Below are 19434 nucleotides of genomic sequence, written 5' to 3' on the forward strand. Positions count from 1 at the left end.
CGTCTGCCTTAGCTTAGGCTAAGTTGATGCACTGGCCGGTGGCACCTGTACGGCGCGACTGCCGGCCAGTGGCCACACGGTGCTCCCTCCACCGTGGCGAGGAACCGCTGATCGTGCTTCAACAGCAGGTCGCCGTGCTGTAATTCTATCCGTACACCGACAACCTCATCGCGCCGGCGCGTCCCAACCGGGCACACCAGCGGCGCCACCAGCACGACCGTTGGGCGCCTTCGTCACCGCCGCCGAGCACCCGTACCGGGTAGCGCACACGATCGTGCGCAGCGGCCGGCCCGCGGTCCACGGATCCGGGGGTCGACCGCGCGATACCTGCGCCCACCAGGGATCATTGAGCAATGACCGAGCAGCAGCCGACCTCGGACGAGGACCCGAACATCCGCATCGACCAGACCGACAAACGCACTCTGGTCCCGTTCGTCGCGGCGGGGGTGGTCGCGGTCGTCGTGCTCATCGCGATCGTGCTGACCCAGATCTTCTCCACCGCTGAGAAAAATGTCACAACATCCGATCGGATCGGTGCGGCTGTCCACAATTTCGTCGAGGGGTACAAAAGCACCGACACCATGCCGCCGCCGGACGCCGCGTGCGAGGATTTCGATGCCGGCCGTTGGCCACTGGCCCGACAGATGGAGGACGGAAAGTCCGTCGATGTCACGGAAGTGGGCGAGCCGACGGTGAACGGCGACCGGGCGGAGACGAGTGTGACAACGAAGGTGGACGGCGTGGAAGCCACCACCGTGTGGCGCCTCACGCAATCCGACGGCCGGTGGCTGGTCTGCACGTGAGCTGTACCCCCCGGTTTGACATAGCGACCCGTGTCGGTGCAATCTCAGCCGAAGGTCATGAGAACCAGCGTCAAGCCCCGGCGGTGCTGGTCGGCAACCCTCCTCCGCGGTGGGGTGCTCCGGGTGACGACCTGGCCGTGCCCCGATCCCGGGCGCGGCAAGTGCGGATTCGCAGGAGGAGCGCATGAGTTACGCCGGTGACATCACCCCCGAGCAGGCATGGGATCTATTGCACAGTCATTCCGACGCGGTGCTCGTCGACGTACGGACCGAAGCCGAATGGAGGTTCGTCGGAGTACCCGACACCAGCTCGGTCGGCCGACCGACCGTGCTGGTCGAGTGGGCCGACTCCGCCGGCGCGCGCAACGAGACCTTCCTCGAACAGTTGACCCACGCGCTCGGCGACCACGACCCCGACGCCCCGGTCGTCTTCTTGTGTCGTTCCGGCCAGCGCTCCCGCGGAGCGGCGATCACTGCGACTTCGGCCGGCTACCGCACCTGTTACAACGTGCTGGACGGTTTCGAAGGACCGCTGGACGAATTCGGTCATCGCGGCGGGGCCGGGTGGCGGCGCCTCGGATTGCCCTGGCGGCAGTCGTGATCACCGGCGGCTCGTTCGACAAGCCGCTGCCCGCCGGTGTCGGTCCCGCAACGCTGAGCGTGCGAGGCGGACTACGCCGCTCCGGGTTCGAGGAAACGGCCGAGGCGATGTACCTCACCTCCGGTTTCGTCTACGAGAGCGCGGAAGCCGCCGAGGCCGCGTTCAACGGCGACGTCGAGCATTTCGTCTACTCGCGCTATGGCAATCCGACGGTCGCGATGTTCGAGGAACGGATGCGGCACATCGAGGGCGCCGAGGCATGTTTCGCAACTGCGAGCGGCATGGCGGCGGTATTCACCGCGTTGGGTGCTCTCCTGGGCGCGAACGATCGACTCGTCGCTGCGCGGAGCCTGTTCGGCTCGTGTTTCGTGGTGTGCAACGAGATTCTGCCGCGCTGGGGTGTGGAGACCGTGTTCGTCGACGGTGACGACCTCGACCAATGGGAGCGTGCGCTGTCGGTGCCCACCACCGCGGTGTTCTTCGAGACGCCTGCCAATCCCATGCAAACGCTGGTCGATGTGCGCCGGGTGGCCGAACTGGCCCATGCGGCGGGCGCGAAAGTGGTGTTGGACAATGTGTTCGCCACGCCACTGTTGCAACGCGGCTTCGAGCTCGGGGCCGATGTGGTGGTCTACTCGGGGACCAAGCACATCGACGGGCAAGGCCGCGTACTCGGCGGCGCTATTCTCGGCGCCGAGGACTACATCGGCGGACCGGTGAAAACCCTGATGCGTCATACCGGCCCGGCCTTGAGCCCGTTCAACGCTTGGACCCTGCTCAAAGGCCTGGAAACGATGCCCCTGCGGGTGCGCCACTCGACCGACTCCGCTCTGCGGATCGCCCACTTCTTGGAAGACGATCCGGCGGTCGGCTGGGTGAGATACCCCTTCCTGCAATCGCATCCACAACACGAGCTGGCTACCGGTCAGATGAGTGCCGGCGGCACAGTGGTCACCTTCGAAGTGAAGGCGCCCGCACACGAGGCCAAGCGGCGCGCGTTCGAAGTCCTGAACCGGCTGCGCGTGATCGACATCTCCAACAACCTCGGCGATGCCAAATCCCTGATCACGCATCCGGCCACCACGACTCATCGCGCCCTCGGCCCCGAGGGCCGGGCCACCATCGGTCTGTCCGACGGCGTCGTGCGCATCTCGGTCGGTCTCGAGGACGTCGAAGACCTGCTTGCAGACCTGGACAACGCGCTGGCGTAATCACCTGGTGCGGGTCAGCGGCTTCCCGTGTCTTCGATGTCGGTCAGGTGGGCGATGTTCGCTCGATCGTCCGACGCAGCACTGGGTGTGGTGGTGAACCAGGCGTCCAGGATTTCGCGAAGCTCGGCACTGGATGTCGAGCGCAGACTGAGGGCGAGGACGTTCGCATCGTTCCAGGTGCGCGCACCTGCCGCGGTTGCGGCATCGGCGCAGAGCGCGGCACGGATGCCGGTAACCTTGTTCGCTGCGATCGAGGCGCCGGTTCCGGTCCAACAACAGACGATCGCTTGGTCGGTGCGGCCCTCGGCGACGTCCCGTGCGGCCGCTTCGCTCGACCACGCCCAATCATCGCGTTCCTCGGTGGACAAGGCGCCGTGCAGTACCGTCTCGTACCCCTGGTCTGCCAGCGCCGCGACGAGTTCTTCGGCGACGCCTGCGCGCATATCCGCTGCTACCGAGATTCTCATGATTCCAGCCTAACTGGCTGCGCACGACCGAACGGCTTGCGATGCGCGCACCCCACGTTATTGTCATACTGTCAATACAGTCCTCCCGGTCGCGTCCGGAGGCCGTTCAATGCTCCGCCCATTGCTGCAATGGCCGGCGGCCCGGTCACCGGTGCGCTGGATCAACGACGAACCGAGGTACGGCGTGCGCACTCCCTCCACCTCCCAGCACGGCCCGCTCGCGGGCATCAAGATCATCGAACTGGCCGGGATCGGGCCGGGGCCACATGCCGGGCTACTGCTCGCCGACCTGGGCGCCGACGTGGTGCGGGTACAGCGGCCAGGCCAGCTGCCCGGCGGATTCGACCGGGCACAACTGCGGGGCAGGACCATCGTCGAGGCGGATCTCAAGAACCCGACCGATATCGAGCGCGTTCTGCGACTGGCAGATCGCGCGGACGTACTGATCGAAGGCTTCCGTCCCGGAGTCACCGAACGGATGGGCCTCGGACCGGACGACGTACTCGCACGCAACCCCCGCCTCATCTACGGTCGGATGACCGGCTGGGGTCAGACGGGGCCGCTGGCCGACCGCGCCGGGCACGACATCAACTACATCTCCCTCACCGGTGTGCTGCACGCCATCGGCCGCAAAGGCGAACGCCCCGTCCCTCCGCTGAACATGGTCGGTGATTTCGGCGGCGGCTCGATGTTTCTGGTGTTCGGCATTCTCGCTGCCCTGGTGGAACGACAAACATCAGGTAAGGGCCAAGTGATCGACGCGGCCATGGTCGATGGCACCCTTGCGCTGTCGCATCTGATCTGGGGTCTGCGCGGTGCCGGCGCCTGGTCGGACGAACGCGGAGTGAACCTGCTCGACACCGGGATGTCGTTCTACGACACCTACGAGACCTCCGACGGCAAATACATGGCGGTCGGCGCGATCGAACCACAGTTCTACGCGCAGTTGCTCGCCGGCTTGGAGATCGACCCACACGGCCTGCCCCACCAACTCGACCCCGCGGGGCAAGACACCCTGAAAAAACTCTTCGCCGAACGCTTCGGCAGCAGAACCCGCGCGGAGTGGACCGAGGTGTTCGCCGGCACCGACGCCTGCGTCTCACCAGTGCTCACGTTCGAGGAGGCCACGCACAACGAACACCTCGTGGCCCGCGACTCGCTGCTGGAGTTGGACGACATCACCCAGCATGCGCCGGCGCCGCGATTCTCCCGCACACCGAGCGCCAGCCCCTCGCCACCGCCGACCACCGCGACACCCATCGAGTCGCTCTGGGCCGATTGAACCCAGCCGCCGAAGCCCGCGGCGGGAAGCCGTTGCTCAGTAGCAGGTCAGTGGTTCGGCTGCGCGCGACGACAGCGCCGAGTATGCAGATCCGATGGCCTTCACCGCGAGCCGCAAGTCGGATTCCGGGTGGGTGAACGGCAGCCGCACGAAGCGTTCGAATGCCCCCTGCACACCGAATCGCGGGCCGGCCGCGAGCAACACGCCGTGGTTGGGCGCGGTGGCGGCCAATGCCGTGGAGACCGGTGCGGGCAAGCGCGCCCATACCGACATGCCTCCCGCACCGACCCCGACGCGCCAGTCGGGCAGTTGTTCGGCGAGCGCGTCGAGCAGAGCAGCCCGCTGGGCACGCAGTTGATTCCGGCGGCGAACCAGGATCTGGTCGGCGAACTCGAGCAGATGCACGGTGGCCAACTGGTCCATGACCGGGGTACCCAGGTCGACCGCTGATCGAATGCTGAGCAGTTTGGTGATCAAGGGTTGATTGGTGCGGATCCAGCCGACGCGCAGGCCGCCCCAGAACGACTTCGACGCCGAGCCGATGGTGACGATGTCGGCGCCCCGGGAGAAGGCCGCGACCGGGGGCGGCGGATCGTCCTCGCCGAGCCCGAGATCGACCATGGATTCATCGACCACGATGGTCATCCGGGTATCTCGGGCGATGGCCGCCAGTTCGGCGCGGCCCGCGGCATCCAGCAGCAACCCGGTCGGATTGTTGTAGTCGGGCACCAGGTAGGCCAGGGTGGCCGCGGTTTGTCGGGCAGCGCTGCGAATTCCGTCGAGATCCCAACCACGTGCCGGGTCCTCGGGCCGCAACGGTACCGGCACCGGACGAGCGCCGGCGTCACGAATCGCTTCGATGGCGTGTGGGTAGGTCGGATGATCGATGAGCACGCTCGCGGCCGGTGTGACCAGAGCGTTCAACAACAGGCGCATGCCGTGCTGCGCGCCGAGGGTGACCAGGATCTGGCTCGGTTCGGTGGGTAGGCCCCGTGCGGTGTAGCGGCGGGCGATCGCCGCCCGGAGCACGAGCACACCGACCGGGTCCATGCCGTGGGTATCGAGATAGGATCTGATCCCTTCCAGCGCAGCGGAGTAGGCATCGTGCATCTGCGGGGGCGCGGCCATGGCGGCATAGGTCATGTCCACGGTGGACAGCTCGGGTGCGACCGGCATCGGCAGCATGCTTCTGGCCGGCCTGCCGTCGTAGTGCACGTCACGGGGCAGCGCCACGGTGCTGCGGGAGCCTTGTCGGCTGATCAGATACCCGTGCTCGCGCAACAATGCATAGGCAGAGGTGATCGTGGTACGACTGACTTCGAGTACAGCGGCAAGGTCGCGTTCACTGGGTAGAGCGACGCCCAACGGCGCGCGCCCGTCGTGAATCAGCAATCGAATACCTTCGGCGAGGGCCTGATACGCCGGACGCACCGACCGCCCTCCAGCGGATTGTTGGCCATCGTGGTGCCGCCACCCGCCCAGGTCGCGGGCAAGGCTCCCCGCGCCGATCACTCGCATCGCCATGAAGCCAGTATCGAGCGAGTGGTATGGATAGACAAGGCCAATTTCGAACAGTGGTCGACCATTACGACCGTGTCGGTCGCGCGGAGCAGACTTGGTGCATGAGCGATTCCTCTCGACTCGCCTCGGCGGTTTCCGATTCTCTCGCCACTCCCGAGGCGACGCGCACGGCAGACCATGCGCCCGCGCCCGCCCATGCCGCGATGACGTCGTTCGAAACCGCGATCGGCTGGTGTGCGATCGCGTGGCGCGGTGCGGCCGTGATCGTGTTTCAGCTTCCCGAGGCCGACCCGGCCGCCACCCGTGCCCGGCTCACCCGCGTCTGCACGGGAGATCACCGACACCAGCAGCTCACCGAACAGAAGCCTGCGGGCGTCATCGCGAAGGCCATTGCGGGCATCCGCGCCCATATCGCAGGCGAACTCGACGACCTGCGCTGGATTCCGGTGGACATCGATCATGTAGCACGGTTTCAGCGCGCCGTCTTCGCGGCGACCCGCGCCATCGACCCGGGGCACACCCTCAGCTACGGTCAAGTCGCCGACCGCGTCGGTGCACCCGGGGCCGCCCGAGCAGTCGGACAGGCACTGGGCCGCAATCCGATCCCGCTGGTCATTCCGTGCCATCGCGTCCTCGCCGCCGATCACGCGCTCCACGGTTTCTCCGCCCCCGGCGGCATCGACACCAAACAGCGACTGTTGGCCATCGAGCGCACGTCGGGCTTCGGCGAACCGACACTGTTCTGACCCGCAGGACCGACCGAACCACCGAGTGCGCCCAGCCGGTCCTATGGCATGTCGCGCAGTGCGGCAGCCAGCCGGTCCAGAAGCCCTACACCGGTTTCTCGTTCGGTCACCAGCGACCCCCGATCTGCGATCGTTGCTCGACGCGCCCGACGACCCTGCGCCGGACCAGGTTCGATTCTGGAAGCCGCCACCAGCAGCGAGTAAGTTCACGAGGGGTTGCGTCGTACGACCGAGGCAGTAACCGACGTGGGAAGAGCCGACGTGGACCGACGCACATTCCTCACCACTGCACCTTTCGCACTGACGGCAGCAATCGAACCTTCACGGGATCGGCTACTCGCCACCCTCGACCAGCTACCCGCCCCTGGGCAGCGGGTGCGGCTCGAAGACGTCGCCTCTGTGAAGAACATGTTCTCGCATTTCCAGCAGATGGATGTCTTTCACGGCGGCGGGTCTGGTCGGCTGATCTTGGCCGCCTATATGAACGAGCACGTCTATCCACTTCTTCGTGGTGCCCATGCTGTCGACACACACAGGGCACTGTGCAGTGCCGCGGCCGAGCAGACCTACTTGCTCGGATGGATGGCATTCGACAACGGCGAACACGGCACAGCGCAACGGTATCTGATCCAGGCCCTTCGTTTGGCGCAGGAGTCTCACGACCATGCACTCGGCGCCCATGTTCTCGCGGGGATGGCCGACCAAGCGACCTTGCTCGGCCACCCAGAGGAAGGGCGGCGGCTCGCGCAGGCCGGGCGACAGGGCCTCATGCGTGCGAGTTCTCCCGCGTGCCTGGCGGACCTGTGGACTCTCGAAGCTCGTGCTCTGGCGACGATCGGCGACAAGACCGGTACCGCCCGGGCGGTCAACGAGGCGGAACGCGCCTTCACCGACATCCGATCGGATCGAGAGCCGGAATGGGCGCGGTTCATCGATGAGGCCTATATCTGCGGTGAATGGGCCAATGCCTTTCGGGATATCGGGCAGCCGGCCGACGCGCAGCCCCATGCCCGCCGGTCGATCGCCCATGCTCGCGCTCAGAACCGTGCCCGCCGCGGCGCACTCTCCCACGCGGCCCTCGCGGCGACCCACGTCCACAATCGTGACCTGGAGGCTGCCTACGCAGCGGGGATTCGAACCCTCGACCTGTCGGGCAAGGTCGAGTCCTCGCGTTCGGTCGACGCCGTGCGCGACGTTCGCAGGCGCATCTTGTCCTTCGGCTCACATCCTCTGGTCGCGGACTACAACGAGCGCACGCGGACCGTCTTGGCGGCCTGATCTCGGCGACTCACGACCGGGACTCGCCGGAAACATCGGCCGCAGCCCGTATCGGCAGGGCTGCTGCAGCCGTACCGACGCCCCCGGGCTCAGTCGATCGGATGCTCACGGTAGAACTGGCACGCGTCCCCGGTGATATAGCCGTCGGCACAGCCGAAATACGTTTGGATACACGCGTTCGACGAACATCCGAGTTCGATCAAGGTCTGCCGGACCCTGACATTGCGTTGGGCCGGAGTCTCCGAGTTCGCCGGTGTCACTGCCGCCACAGCCGGGGTCGTGGGCAGCGTCGAGCTGTCGGCCGGCTCCGATTGGCCGCCCGAGCACCCCCCGACGAACGCTATTCCAGCCACCAGTGCGCACAGCATCATGGTCGATCGCATGAGCACCTCACCTGTTTCTGGATTCGCCCCGCATCACCGCCGCGAGAGCCTCGCGATCGGTGACATCCATCTTGCTACACGCGCGGTAGAGATGCCCCTCCACAGTGCGCACCGAAACGGTGAGCCGGTCGGCGATCTGCCGATTGGACAATCCTGCGGCAACCAGGTTCGCGATCTCGCGTTCGCGGACGGTCAACGGCAACGGTTGGGCGGCCTGCCGCAGAGCCGGGGTGCTCGCGCCGCCGCAGATCGCGGCCAGCCGGTTGGCGACCGCGGCGGACTCCACCAGTCGACGTCGATCCCCGGCCCGCTCATAGGCCACCGCGGCTTGGGCCGCGGCATCGGCGGCCGAGAGCACTGCACCGATGCGCTCGAATTCCGCCACGACGGAATCGAGTCCGGGGCCGTCACGAGCAGCCAGCGCCGCTGCGTGTCGTGCCTGGGCTTGTACCAATCGCCCGTCCACCCGAGCGGCGAGATCGGCCAATCGTTCGGCCACGGACTGCTCGCCGAAGCGAGCCGCGGTATGCAGCGCCATGGCCTCGATTGCGTGCTGATGTGCGTCGGACGCGGCGGCGGCGGCATCGATCGCGAGCTGGACGGCGGGGATGGTGGCGCCTTCTGCGGCCGCCGCCCAAGCGCGGGCGATGTCCAGCTGGGGCTCGTACACCGCACTGTGCCTGCCTCCCCTGGCTGTGGCGTGCGCGATCGACTCGGCAGCAGCGCTGGCGCGCCCGAGCGCCGAGTATGCCTCGGCCAGGCGAATTCTCGCAGGGTACATCCAGGCGGCGGCCCCTTCGGCAGCCAATGCGGCCAGCGCCTGCTCCAGATTCTCGATGCCGTCGAGGAACCGTCCCTGCGCGACGTCCACCGTGCCTTGCAGGATTTTCGACATCCCCCAGGCCAGATATTGGCCGGGCGACGAGTAGCCGAAGTATGCGCCGGCGCACTGCCGCGCGGCCTCCAGTTCGCCGGTGAAGGTCAGCGCCAGCACCTCGGCATGGGTGGACATGAAACGATTCAGTCCGTCGATATGGTGTTCCACCTCGTGGCCGCGGGCCGCATAGGCTCGGGCCGCCTCGGCTCTGCCGGTCAATGCCGAGGCAAGGCCGCCGCCGAACGAAGCCCACCACACCGCCCATGCCGGCGCGCCGGCCGTGGACATGACCGTATCTGCCGCAGCGATCGCATCGTCGAGGCGATTCTCATTGACCGCGGTCGCCGAGGCCAGCCCGGTGAGGATGACCGAGATCGTTGGATGGCGCACCTTCGCCTGTACCAGCGCCAGCACCTGATCGGCGCGATCGGCATCACCCATGGCCCACAACAGATTCGCGACCCGGGTGCTGCCCCAGCGGGCGAGTTGCACCTCGTCGAGTTGGTCGGGGTCGAAACTGGCCAGCGTGCGTTCCGCCTCGATTCGGTGGCCCTGCCACAGCAGGGCACGGGCCAGCAGATCGGCGGCTTCCACACCGCCGCCGCGCTCGACCGCGGCGCGGGCGAACCGTTCACCCAGCGGCAGATTCGCCAACCCGATCGCGTCGGCGGCTGCCGCCTCGAACAATTCCAGATCCGCGGACTTGTCACTGTCCAAGGCCAATTCGGCCAACCGAATGCGGTCGGCAGCAGAGTTGATCGGACGTTCTTTCAGCGAGGAATACAGCTGCCCCCGCAGCCGCCGCGCGGACGCGATACCGAGCCGGCGCCGAATCACCTCGCCGAACAAGGGGTGGGTGTAGCGCACCGACACCTCGTGCGCACTCTCGACCACTCGGATCACGGTGCGCGCTTCGGCGGACTCCACTGCGTGCTCGCCCACCAACTGCGCGAGCACGTCCAGATCGATGGGCTCACAGAAGGTCAACAGTTCCAGCACCCGCAGCACCGGATCGGGCAGCTGCTCGACCCGGTCCTCCAACAACGCGGCCAGCTCCGAGGTCACCGCCGCGCGCCCGCGCAACTGCCACACCCCATTGACCGGACGCAACGTGCCCGCCTCCAGAGCACCCTCGACCAAATGCCGTAGGAACAGCGCGTTTCCGGCGGAGGACTCCCACATCAGGTTCGCGGTGAACCCCTCGAGTTGGCCGCCGAGCATCGACTCCACCAACTCGACGCTTTGATGCTGTGTGAACGGGCGCAGATCGACGCGTGTCAGATGTCCGTCCTTCCACAGCGAGGTGACCGCGTCCGGCGTCGGGACTCCACTGCGCACGGTGACTACGATGCGTGCCGCTTTGTCGATGGCCAGCTGCAGCAGGAGCGTCGCCGACAGTTGATCGAGCAGGTGGGCGTCGTCCACGCCGATCACCGTGTCGCCATCGGCGAGCAGCGACTCGCGTGCCGCCGACATGAACGTCACCGGGTCGTGCGCGGTGTAGACACCGACCATGTGCGCGAACACCCCGAGCGGGATACTACGCGCCGACTCGGTGCCCGACACCCACCGAACATTGCCGCCCAGCGCGCCGGTGGCGTGCCGAGCCAGGGTGGTCTTGCCCACTCCCGCGTCACCGGTCAGAACCACTCCGACATGCTCCGACCCGGCCAAAGTCGCACGAATCGCTTCGAATTCGCTTCCCCGCTCGATCATCGGCCAGTTCCGAGCCATGTTCGTACTGTAGATCTTCACCGATCATGATCGAAGCCGAGCGAGACCGAGACAACGCACGGCTGCGCAGAGAGGCCACGAATACCGTTTCGATAGACAGCGACCCGACGCGACACCGACCACTCGGTCGCTGTGCCACCCTTCCGGAAGGAATGAGCTCTATCGGACCGACCGAACACCGCTGAGGTACTGGAAGTATCAACGCGCCTGGTTGTCGGCGCTGATGATGTATGGGGTCCAGATCTGTCCAGCCACTGCTACGGTCGTGCCATGTTCGCTCTCGTGGTGAAGTTCGACCTGTTCGACGAGGACGCCGCCGACTCGTTCGACACGCTTGTCGCCGACACCGTCCGGCAGATTGCCGAGCACGAGCCCGGCACGCTGGTCTATTCAACACACACCGTCGACGATGAGCCGCTGTCGCGAATCTTCTATGAGGTCTACGCCGACCGCGAAGCTTTTGGCGAGCACGAGCGACAACCGCATATCCGTGCCTTCCTCGACCGTCGCACCGAGTACGTCGAATCGTTTCGGGTGGAGTTCCTCGGCGACGGCCCGGCAAAGGGCCTTCCCGACTAGAGGCGCTGAGCGATTCCGCACCACATGGCGAACCCATGGACACTGTCGACCATGCGAGCCTCGGCGCGGGCCAACGCACGGACGGTCTCGTGCACCATCGGGTGGTAGCGGGTCTGTACTGGGGCGATCGACTTCGCGGTCTGTAGCGCGTCGAACGCCCGGCGTCGGTCCCCATGGAACAGGTAGGCGCGTGACAGGTCGATGTAGTGGTGGCCTGCGCGCTCCTTGGGCGCATCAGCGGGGATCACCAGGGCGCGTGCGCGGTTCAGTGCCTCCGTTGCGTCCATCGCTTCGACAGCGAGCGCTACCGACCAAATGCCGACATTCGTCGGACCAAAGCTGAGCACATGATCGCTATCGTCTCCGAGACGCTCCGCACTGGCCCGGGCTTCTGCAAGGTGTTCGTCGGCGAGGGTCCCGCGGCCGGATCGCGAAGCAGCGAGACCGGACTGCAAGTGCAATCCGCCCCACGCAATCAGGTCGTCGCGGTGACCGAGTCCGAGTCGCGGCGCAATCTCGCTTCGGCACCGTTCGAGGAAGCTGAGCGCGGTCGTCCAGTCGCCTCCGGAAGTTAGTTGCGCCGCCCTCTGAAACTGTGCCGTCGCCTTCCACAGGGGATTGTCGGCCTCTGTAGCGGCCCATGCGATCCTGTCGACAGCTACGGCGGCCAGGTCCGCATAGCCGAGCTTGTGTGCGAGTGAATGGGCCGAGTAGTACAGCTCGCACAACATCACCAGGGCGCGGATCCGGTCAGCGCCGGTCGCACGGTGGGCCGCAGCGCGCACTTCACTGAGGAGGTCGGGCAGGCGTTGGCCAAGCTTGTGAAAACTTGCGGCACGACGCCAGATGCACACCTTGTCTACATCGGTGCCCAGCCTCGCCAGCGGTCGGGGTTCGACCACGGCCGCGCTGTCGATATCGTAGGCGGCCAGTTCGGTGCGCAGCACAGCAATCGCAGAATGTACCTCGGTATCCGGACCAGGCACAGGCGTATACGGTTGCCCGGTCAAGTCGGTTACCGACAACCGCAATGCTCTGGATACCGCACCCAAGAACGCAGGCGTCGCCGGCGCCCGCCGTTGCTCAACAGCGCTCACCAGCGCAGTCGACACACACGCCTTCTCAGCGAGTTGCTTTTGTGTCAGGCCCGCCAGCCTCCGAGCCTCCGCCACTCTGGCCGCTACTGCCGCGCGATCTCCGATCATGGTCACCACCGTTTCATTGAACGCTGTGCCGAGCCCGCAGTGACAAGAGTACGAAAAACTTTCGTACTTCACATCTGAGAAGAAGGTCATGGTTGAATCCACGCCCCGACGCCGAGTGGCCGTCATTCCGACGTCGGGTGTACTCCACACCCGTGCAGCTGGAGGCATCTGCCATGGAAATTTTCGTCTCTTTGGTTCTCACCGCGTTGGTCCTATTCCTGGTCGTAGCCGCATCTCCCGGCCCCACCAGACATGAGCACGGCCTGACAGTCTCCGAAATCAAGACCCGGATCGCGGCCGAACTCGGCCGTGGAGGGACTGAAACAAGGCAGTTTCCGCGTGGTGCGCGCAAGAAACAAACGGTTTTCGCCAGTGCTGATGCACGCCACTATGAGAACGAAACGCTTGCGTGTCCTCGGGCCGTCGCGAGGCGATAGGTGTGATCACTCAAGTGAAGGGGAAGACTTGACATCGAAGCAGGTCGCTATCGGCTACATACGCCGTGATGTCTCCGGCATATCTCAGAACTGGGATGAAATTCAGATCCGCAGCCTCGCAAGTAGACTCAGATACGACCTGGCCAAGACCATTGTGTTCGAGGCGGGTACCAATGCTCCGATCGCGAAATTGATGAATGCCGTGTGGGCGGCCAACGCAGCCGCTGTGATCGTACCTAGTGTGTGGCATTTCGGCCCAACCGTGCCAGCCGAGCTTGTCACGCTTGCCGATGTGATTACTGTGCGGCCGCGGCACACATATACCAGGTAGCGACCGGGGTGTTCGACTGTGACGCACCCGCGGACAATCATGCGGTGACAATGCCCCGATTGCGGGTCCTGATCGACAACAGACCCGCGCTGCACCTCTATCGGGCATGTGGTTTCGCATTCAGCGGCCTGCATCTCGAGCGAGCGTTGTCATCGGGCTGCCGCGTCATGGTTCACGAAATGGAATTACCGCGGGCAGAGGTCATCTGAGCTCTTTCCTGACAGAGGTATCGGGATGATCGGGCCGCATGATCCCCCCACTGCGCGAGCAGAGAAGCACTGTGGCCGTGGCAGTTCGGCGCCCGATCCTGTCAGCAGGCTGACATTCTGCTGTGCCCGATGATGCCGACCGTGTTGGCTGCCAGGAGTGACACCACCGGCTCTCTAGAGAGGAATCGGCAATGACCACATCCGCTTCCAGCAGTTCGTCCAGCCCGAGTACCGGCGCCGGCCGTGCGATCGGTTTCGCCGCAGGATGGGGCGCACTCGCCGGCACTGCCGCATCCCTGGTGATGGCCATCTACGCCATGATCGCCGCAGCCACCTACCAAGACACGGGCTTCTTCACCCCGCTGTACCACATCGCGTCCACCTTCATCGCTCCGGACACGATGATGAATTCGATGCAGCAGGCAGGGGCAGGCGACAGCTTCTTCTTCTCCTTCGGCCCCGCTGCGCTCGGCGTGGTCATCCACATGGCGGTCGGCGCCGGCTACGGAGCTCTCTTCGGTGTCGGCGCCCGCGTCGCGCGCATGCACGCAGCAGCCGTACTCGCTGCCGGCCTGGGATGGGGTCTGGTCGTTTTCGCCATCAGCACCTGGATCGGACTACCGCTTGCAGCAGCGCTCTTCGATGGCGGTGACCCCATCCGCGACATGGCCGACATGGTCGGCTACCCGACCTTCGTAGGCGAGCACCTGCTCTACGGTGGCGCGCTCGGTGCGATCCTGGCCTACCGGCGCAACAGCTGACATCAGCCGCCGCGCTGACCGGGCAGGGTGTCCGGCCACGGACAGAATCTGCGAACGCCGCCGATACCGCCGCGTCGGTCTTGTGCGCGCTCAGAGCGATCCGGTCTGCCGAGCAGCCGATGGCAAGCAGCACGGCTAACCCAGGACATCGTGTCGGACGATCGTCTGGTCCCGGCCGGGTCCGACACCGATGCAGGAAACACGGGCACCGGACAGCTCCTCCAGACGCGACACGTAATCGCGAGCATGCGCCGGCAATTGTTCGTAGGTCCGAACATCGGAGATGTCTTCCCACCAGCCCGGCAAATATTCGTAAATCGGCTTCGCGTGGTGGAATTCGGTCTGTGTGGTCGGCATCTGTTCGACCCGTTCGCCATCGATTTCGTAGGCGACACAGATCGGCACCGTCTCCAGACCGGAGAGAACATCGAGTTTGGTGAGGAAAAAGTCGGTGATGCCGTTGACCCGCGTGGCATACCGGGCGATCACCGCGTCGAACCAACCGCAGCGGCGAGCCCGGCCGGTGGTGACGCCCACCTCGCCGCCGGCCTTGGCCAGGTAGGCGCCGGACTCGTCGAACAGTTCGGTCGGAAACGGACCGGAGCCCACACGGGTGGTGTAGCTCTTGAGAATGCCGAGCACCGCGGTGATCTTGTTGGGTCCGATCCCCGCGCCGACCGCCGCACCGCCCGCGGTCGGGTTCGACGAGGTGACATACGGATATGTGCCGTGGTCCACGTCCAGCAGGGTGCCCTGAGAGCCCTCCAGCAAGACGGTCTCGTCTCGCTCCAACGCCAGATTCAGCTGCAGCCGAGTGTCGGCGATGCGGTGCTTGAAGCTGTCGGCTTGGGTGAGGATTTCATCGACCACCTGATGCGGGTCCAGTGCTCGCCGGTTGTAGATCTTGACCAGCACCTGGTTCTTGAATTCCAGCGCGGCCTCGACCTTCTGCGTGAGGATCTTCTCATCGAGCACATCGGCAACGCGCACGCCCACACGGGCGACCTTGTCCTGATAACACGGACCGATACCACGGCCGGTGGTACCGATCTTCTTGCTGCCGAGGAAGCGTTCGGTGACTTTGTCGATGGCCACGTGGTAGGGCATGATCAGGTGCGCATCGGCGGACAGGAACAGGCCGGAGGTATCCACGGCACGCTCTTCCAGGCCGGCCAACTCCGCGAGCAACACGCCGGGATCGATCACGACGCCATTGCCGATCACGTTCCTCACCCCCGGGGTGAGGATCCCCGACGGAATCAGATGCAGCGCGAAATTGTCGCCGTTGGGCAGCACCACGGTGTGGCCTGCGTTGTTGCCACCCTGGTAGCGGACCACCCACTGCACCCGACCACCGAGCAGATCGGTTGCTTTACCCTTTCCCTCGTCGCCCCATTGGGCGCCGATCAGGACGATTGCCGGCATGGTCGTGTCTCCTACGGTTCGACAGGCAACACAGGCGTGTTGCAGCTACCTGCCGTACTGAGGCGGTGGCCGGAGGCACAGTGTAGCCGACGCGTTCGAAGCAGGGGCGGATCGGATCACGACGTGAGCTCGACACCCGTGCGGTCACGCCAGGACGAATGCACCCTGGGACTATGGTTGCACGGCACACCGAGCAGGAGCACGGCGTGGACAGGTGAGCCGGATCGGGCTCGCACAGATGCGGCCCGAGACCGATGTCATCGGCTCGAACCGAGGAAGGTGTACGGCGGCTTGAGTATCCATGTTCTCCGCTGCGAGCACGCACCCGTACCGCTGGCACTCTCGGCGCTGCCGACCACCCAGACGGCCGCCGTTCCCGAATCGGCAGACATCGACCAACTGCTCCCCGTCCTGGCGGTCGACAACCTACCGCGGCTGATCGTGCTGGGCGAGGATGCGGCACTGGCCGCGGTACTCACCCACCTGATGCGCACCGAGCAATTGCACGTGGAGATCGGCTATGTCCCGGTCGAGAAAACCTATGCTTCCCGCGGCTACCAGACCGGCACCGGTAACACCGCGGCTCGACGCGCCCTCGAAGGCCGCGCGGAGCCGACACCGCTGATTCGCGACGACCTCGGCAAGGTACTCGTCGGCCGAGCGATGATCACCGGCGTCGGCGAGGAAAAACTGACCGGCGAGGCCTATGTCGACGACGCCCAACTGTTCTCCGGAAAAGTCACGGTCATGATCATCTCACCGACCCTGGACCTTCCCGGGGTGCGCGCGAGCGTGCGGAAGGGGCTTCGCCAACGACCCTGGCTTCGAGGGCGGGCAGCCCAACTCGGCACCCCAGGGGCGATTGTGACCAGAGACGGCGTCCGCGCCGACCGCCCGGTGCCACGCTCGAGCTTCTATCGTCACCACGAACCCTGGCTGCTGGTGCGATGAGTTCACCGTTCCCGCTCGAGGGCAGGCGTCGCGCCGTACGACCGAGCCCGGTATTCCTCGCCGTGATCGCCATCACTGCGCTGGGCGGCGCGCTGGCCTGGGATGCGCCCCTGGACTCGATCAGGGCCAAGGTAGGCGTTTTCGTCTTCGTGGTATTCGGGTGGGTCGTCACATTGTGTCTGCACGAGTTCGCGCATGCGTTCACCGCATGGCGTGCGGGCGATCGGGAAGTCGAGTTGCGCGGCTATCTGACCTTGAACCCGCTGAAGTACAGCCATCCACTGCTCTCGATCGTCCTGCCGATGGTGTTCATCGCCCTGGGCGGCATCGGCCTGCCAGGTGGTGCGGTCTACGTGCATACCCACAACGTGGCGCCGCGCACGCAACGGATGATCAGTGCCGCCGGACCGGCCGTGAACGCGCTGTGGGCGGTGGTGCTGCTGGCGATCGTTCGGTTCCAAGGCAGCGCCGATGCCCATCCGGCGTTCTGGTTCGGTGTGAGTTTTCTTGCGTTCCTGCAGATCACGGCAACCCTGTTGAATCTGCTGCCGCTGCCGGGACTGGACGGATACGGGATCGTCGAGCCGTCGTTGAGCTATGCGACCCGCCGCTCGCTCGATCAATTCAAGCCGTTCGGAATCCTGATTCTGTTCGCGTTGATCTTCACCCCTGCGATCAATCAACTGTTCTTCGATGTGGTGTACACACTGTTCGAACTGTCCGGGGTCCCGTCGAACTGGTCGCGCTACGGCGGCTACTCGACTCGATTCTGGACCTGAATTCCGGTCCGAGGCCACCGACTCGCCGCGATCCACTCACACTTGGGGTGTTACGTATGGGTGCTGCACCGTCGGGGGCAGCAAAGCGATCGCGGAGATTCGCTGCACACCACACACCTGCATCAGATCGACCAGTATCGAACGGATCTGGGCGAATACCACGTGCGTCGAAAGCCCAGCGCCCGCAACCAGTTCCGGACGGGCTCGTCTGGCGACCGAACGCAGTACGCGCGCGGCTTCGGCCTGGTCGGGCTGCTCGCCGGGGTCGGCGAGCATCATCCGCCGCACGACGTCCACCGCTTGGCCCAGGCGCTCCACCTCGTCGATCACTCCCGGATGTAGCACTTCGTCGTCACGGACCAAGGTCAATGAACGGCGCAGCAGGACCCGCGTATTGCGAACCGCGTTGTCCAGCGGAGGCGCTGTGGCCCGGACGCGGTCGAGGCGTGCGCGCGAGTTCCAATACAGCGGCGAGATTCGGCTTATCTCGCGACCGCCTTCCAGGGTGGACTGCAACGAATCGATCTGCGGTTGCGTAGCGCGAACCGCGGTGAGCGCGCGGCGTATCTTGTCCGGGTCCTGTGCGAGCAGCCCGTCGGCGCACTCGGCCAGTGACGTGCCCATGACGCCGAGAATGTCCGCGGCCAGTGCCCTGGCCCGACGCACTGGATGCAGCGGGATCGCGGCGACCACCACCACTCCGACCAGCCCACCGACCAAGGCATCGAGGACTCGTGACGAGCCGCTGCCGGCCGAAGGCGGTAGCAACGTCGCAACCAGCACCGCGGAACCGGCTGATTGCATGGCGATGATCGAGCCACCGTCCAGGAACACCGCCGCGGACATCGCGACCGCGACCACCAACGCGATCTGCCAAACACCCGTGCCGGCATAGGAGATGAACACGCCGCCTATACCGATCCCGACCGCGACGCCCACAACCAGCTCGACCGAGCGCCGCAACCGAGCGCCGAACGAGATGCCGATCGACACCACGGCAGCTGTTGGCGCGAAGAACGGCAGCTCGTGACCCAAAACATGGTGAGCGAGGAACCACGCCAGTGCGGCGGCGACGGCGCACTGCAGGATCGGCAACGCCGATCGGCGCAGCCGTAACCATGAGGTACGTAGCCGGGCCACGCTATTGGCGCGGGCGGCATCGACGCGGGAAACCGGGTCGATCACCTATTCATTCGATGCCGAGCTCGGCAGCCGCGCGCGGGTCGCAGTCCTCCAGCAGATCCAGGCACCGCGCGTACTCGTCGGTCTCGCCGATTGCTTTGGCCGCTCGGGCCAGCACACCGACACACCGCAGAAAACCTCGATTGGGCTCGTGACTCCACGGCACCGGACCGAAACCCTTCCAACCATTGCGACGCAGCAGATCGAGGCCGCGGTGGTAGCCGGTGCGGGCGAAGGCATACGCGGCGACCACATCGTGGTTCACCGGCTCGGGCAGGGCTTCACCACGAGCCAGCGCCGCCTCGGCGAGGTGTGCCCAGGCGATCGAGGCGGCGGGGTGATCGGCCGCGGCCCGTACGGGATCGGCGCTGTCGAGCAGCAAATCCTCGACATCGGAAATTTCCGGCAGCAGTACCGGTTGCGGTCCGAGCAGGTCACCGAACGAGGTCATGCGGTTCATTGTGCACTGCGGGACGATTTGGTCGATAGGCTGGCCTTCGGTTCCAACTGTTCCACTCGAGCGAGGGGTGTGCGTGTCCGACTCCAACAATGGGAAGAATCCGGCGCATGACGACGTCGGGCCGGCCGACTCGGCCCGATCGCACGAGCCCGAGAACACAAGACCCGGAAAGGACGCCCCGACCTCCCGCGACAATGCGACGCCCGGCGGGG

At 65.6% G+C, this 19434-nt stretch carries 21 protein-coding genes and 1 riboswitch; of the genes, 12 read left to right on the top strand and 9 right to left on the bottom strand.

What is annotated here, in order from left to right:
* Positions 1 to 145: 145 nt before the first annotated feature.
* Entirely contained in the window at positions 146 to 337 is a 192-nt protein-coding gene (locus K940_RS0123375; RefSeq protein WP_028479455.1) for a hypothetical protein, read from the bottom strand.
* Between the two features lie 16 nt (positions 338 to 353).
* Between K940_RS0123375 and K940_RS0123380 the strand changes: the two genes are divergently transcribed.
* The 3 genes from K940_RS0123380 (at position 354) to K940_RS0123390 (ending at position 2615) form a co-directional block, all read left to right on the top strand.
* Positions 354 to 803, top strand: a complete 450-nt coding sequence (locus K940_RS0123380) for a hypothetical protein (protein WP_028479456.1) — start codon at positions 354 to 356, stop codon at positions 801 to 803.
* A gap of 53 nt (positions 804 to 856) precedes the next feature.
* Positions 857 to 973: riboswitch (SAM riboswitch) on the top strand.
* Positions 974 to 987: 14 nt separating this feature from the next.
* Positions 988 to 1404: a rhodanese-like domain-containing protein gene (locus tag K940_RS0123385; protein WP_028479457.1), complete on the top strand. Its 417-nt coding sequence runs from the start codon at positions 988 to 990 to the stop codon at positions 1402 to 1404.
* Positions 1401 to 2615 (top strand): O-succinylhomoserine sulfhydrylase, encoded by a 1215-nt coding sequence (locus K940_RS0123390; RefSeq protein ID WP_028479458.1) that lies wholly within the window; start codon positions 1401 to 1403, stop codon positions 2613 to 2615. The genes K940_RS0123385 and K940_RS0123390 overlap by 4 nt, the downstream gene beginning before the upstream one ends.
* A gap of 14 nt (positions 2616 to 2629) precedes the next feature.
* On the opposite strand, the gene K940_RS0123395 is transcribed toward K940_RS0123390, so the two are convergent.
* Entirely contained in the window at positions 2630 to 3082 is a 453-nt protein-coding gene (locus K940_RS0123395) for an RpiB/LacA/LacB family sugar-phosphate isomerase (RefSeq protein WP_028479459.1), read from the bottom strand.
* Positions 3083 to 3266: 184 nt separating this feature from the next.
* Between K940_RS0123395 and K940_RS0123400 the strand changes: the two genes are divergently transcribed.
* On the top strand, positions 3267 to 4364 hold the full coding sequence (locus K940_RS0123400) for a CaiB/BaiF CoA-transferase family protein (protein WP_028479460.1): 1098 nt from the start codon (positions 3267 to 3269) through the stop codon (positions 4362 to 4364).
* Between the two features lie 36 nt (positions 4365 to 4400).
* On the opposite strand, the gene K940_RS0123405 is transcribed toward K940_RS0123400, so the two are convergent.
* Positions 4401 to 5888: a PLP-dependent aminotransferase family protein gene (locus tag K940_RS0123405; RefSeq protein WP_028479461.1), complete on the bottom strand. Its 1488-nt coding sequence runs from the start codon at positions 5886 to 5888 to the stop codon at positions 4401 to 4403.
* A gap of 200 nt (positions 5889 to 6088) precedes the next feature.
* Between K940_RS0123405 and K940_RS0123410 the strand changes: the two genes are divergently transcribed.
* Both K940_RS0123410 and K940_RS30075 read left to right on the top strand, forming a co-directional pair.
* Positions 6089 to 6631, top strand: coding sequence for a methylated-DNA--[protein]-cysteine S-methyltransferase (locus K940_RS0123410; protein WP_028479462.1), 543 nt, complete (start codon positions 6089 to 6091; stop codon positions 6629 to 6631).
* Between the two features lie 261 nt (positions 6632 to 6892).
* The gene (locus K940_RS30075) at positions 6893 to 7909 is read left to right on the top strand and encodes a hypothetical protein (RefSeq protein WP_051407484.1); all 1017 of its coding nucleotides are present in this window, start codon (positions 6893 to 6895) and stop codon (positions 7907 to 7909) included.
* 89 nt (positions 7910 to 7998) lie between these two features.
* Here K940_RS30075 and K940_RS0123420 read toward each other — a convergent pair whose 3' ends face one another.
* Complete coding sequence (locus K940_RS0123420; protein WP_155981082.1) at positions 7999 to 8292, bottom strand: hypothetical protein; 294 nt, start codon at positions 8290 to 8292, stop codon at positions 7999 to 8001.
* Positions 8293 to 8299: 7 nt separating this feature from the next.
* Complete coding sequence (locus tag K940_RS0123425) at positions 8300 to 10903, bottom strand: LuxR family transcriptional regulator (protein WP_028479464.1); 2604 nt, start codon at positions 10901 to 10903, stop codon at positions 8300 to 8302.
* A gap of 270 nt (positions 10904 to 11173) precedes the next feature.
* On the opposite strand from K940_RS0123425, the gene K940_RS0123435 reads away from it, so the two are divergent.
* Positions 11174 to 11482 (top strand): putative quinol monooxygenase, encoded by a 309-nt coding sequence (locus K940_RS0123435; RefSeq protein ID WP_028479465.1) that lies wholly within the window; start codon positions 11174 to 11176, stop codon positions 11480 to 11482.
* Here the strand turns inward: K940_RS0123435 and K940_RS0123440 are convergent.
* A complete protein-coding gene (locus K940_RS0123440; RefSeq protein WP_196812344.1) occupies positions 11479 to 12777 on the bottom strand; it encodes a helix-turn-helix domain-containing protein in 1299 nt (432 codons plus the stop codon). The genes K940_RS0123435 and K940_RS0123440 overlap by 4 nt on opposite strands.
* A 375-nt stretch (positions 12778 to 13152) precedes the next feature.
* Between K940_RS0123440 and K940_RS0123445 the strand changes: the two genes are divergently transcribed.
* From K940_RS0123445 to K940_RS0123455, 3 genes are all read left to right on the top strand, one after another.
* Positions 13153 to 13455 (top strand): hypothetical protein, encoded by a 303-nt coding sequence (locus tag K940_RS0123445; protein WP_028479467.1) that lies wholly within the window; start codon positions 13153 to 13155, stop codon positions 13453 to 13455.
* A gap of 44 nt (positions 13456 to 13499) precedes the next feature.
* A complete protein-coding gene (locus K940_RS32695) occupies positions 13500 to 13664 on the top strand; it encodes a hypothetical protein (RefSeq protein WP_155981083.1) in 165 nt (54 codons plus the stop codon).
* 191 nt (positions 13665 to 13855) lie between these two features.
* The gene (locus K940_RS0123455; protein ID WP_231390490.1) at positions 13856 to 14425 is read left to right on the top strand and encodes a hypothetical protein; all 570 of its coding nucleotides are present in this window, start codon (positions 13856 to 13858) and stop codon (positions 14423 to 14425) included.
* A gap of 135 nt (positions 14426 to 14560) precedes the next feature.
* Here the strand turns inward: K940_RS0123455 and K940_RS0123460 are convergent, their stop codons facing one another.
* A complete protein-coding gene (locus K940_RS0123460; RefSeq protein ID WP_028479469.1) occupies positions 14561 to 15850 on the bottom strand; it encodes an adenylosuccinate synthase in 1290 nt (429 codons plus the stop codon).
* Between the two features lie 291 nt (positions 15851 to 16141).
* Between K940_RS0123460 and K940_RS0123465 the strand changes: the two genes are divergently transcribed.
* Together K940_RS0123465 and K940_RS0123470 are read left to right on the top strand one after the other, a co-directional pair.
* Entirely contained in the window at positions 16142 to 16801 is a 660-nt protein-coding gene (locus tag K940_RS0123465) for a hypothetical protein (protein WP_231390491.1), read from the top strand.
* Entirely contained in the window at positions 16798 to 17580 is a 783-nt protein-coding gene (locus K940_RS0123470) for a site-2 protease family protein (protein WP_028479471.1), read from the top strand. Before K940_RS0123465 ends, K940_RS0123470 begins: the two co-directional genes overlap by 4 nt.
* Before the next feature lie 36 nt (positions 17581 to 17616).
* Here the strand turns inward: K940_RS0123470 and K940_RS0123475 are convergent, their stop codons facing one another.
* Both K940_RS0123475 and K940_RS0123480 read right to left on the bottom strand, forming a co-directional pair.
* Positions 17617 to 18765 carry an aromatic acid exporter family protein gene (locus K940_RS0123475; protein ID WP_028479472.1) on the bottom strand — a complete coding sequence of 383 codons (1149 nt, stop codon included), beginning with the start codon at positions 18763 to 18765 and terminating at the stop codon, positions 17617 to 17619.
* Between the two features lie 4 nt (positions 18766 to 18769).
* Entirely contained in the window at positions 18770 to 19213 is a 444-nt protein-coding gene (locus K940_RS0123480) for a DUF3151 domain-containing protein (protein ID WP_028479473.1), read from the bottom strand.
* Positions 19214 to 19434 lie beyond the last annotated feature (221 nt).

Origin of the sequence: Nocardia sp. CNY236, from assembly GCF_000482385.1 — a bacterium.
GTDB lineage: Bacteria > Actinomycetota > Actinomycetes > Mycobacteriales > Mycobacteriaceae > Nocardia.

Bases quoted from the DNA above. Each gene is read 5' to 3' on its own strand.
- K940_RS0123380 (WP_028479456.1), top strand. From the start codon at position 354: ATGACCGAGCAGCAGCCGACCTCGGACGAGGACCCGAACATCCGCATC.
- K940_RS0123385 (WP_028479457.1), top strand. From the start codon at position 988: ATGAGTTACGCCGGTGACATCACCCCCGAGCAGGCATGGGATCTATTG.
- K940_RS0123395 (WP_028479459.1), bottom strand. From the start codon at position 3,082: ATGAGAATCTCGGTAGCAGCGGATATGCGCGCAGGCGTCGCCGAAGAA.
- K940_RS0123405 (WP_028479461.1), bottom strand. From the start codon at position 5,888: ATGGCGATGCGAGTGATCGGCGCGGGGAGCCTTGCCCGCGACCTGGGC.
- K940_RS0123410 (WP_028479462.1), top strand. From the start codon at position 6,089: ATGACGTCGTTCGAAACCGCGATCGGCTGGTGTGCGATCGCGTGGCGC.
- K940_RS0123420 (WP_155981082.1), bottom strand. From the start codon at position 8,292: ATGCGATCGACCATGATGCTGTGCGCACTGGTGGCTGGAATAGCGTTC.
- K940_RS0123425 (WP_028479464.1), bottom strand. From the start codon at position 10,903: ATGGCTCGGAACTGGCCGATGATCGAGCGGGGAAGCGAATTCGAAGCG.
- K940_RS0123435 (WP_028479465.1), top strand. From the start codon at position 11,174: ATGTTCGCTCTCGTGGTGAAGTTCGACCTGTTCGACGAGGACGCCGCC.
- K940_RS0123440 (WP_196812344.1), bottom strand. From the start codon at position 12,777: ATGACCTTCTTCTCAGATGTGAAGTACGAAAGTTTTTCGTACTCTTGT.
- K940_RS0123455 (WP_231390490.1), top strand. From the start codon at position 13,856: ATGACCACATCCGCTTCCAGCAGTTCGTCCAGCCCGAGTACCGGCGCC.
- K940_RS0123460 (WP_028479469.1), bottom strand. From the start codon at position 15,850: ATGCCGGCAATCGTCCTGATCGGCGCCCAATGGGGCGACGAGGGAAAG.
- K940_RS0123470 (WP_028479471.1), top strand. From the start codon at position 16,798: ATGAGTTCACCGTTCCCGCTCGAGGGCAGGCGTCGCGCCGTACGACCG.
- K940_RS0123480 (WP_028479473.1), bottom strand. From the start codon at position 19,213: ATGACCTCGTTCGGTGACCTGCTCGGACCGCAACCGGTACTGCTGCCG.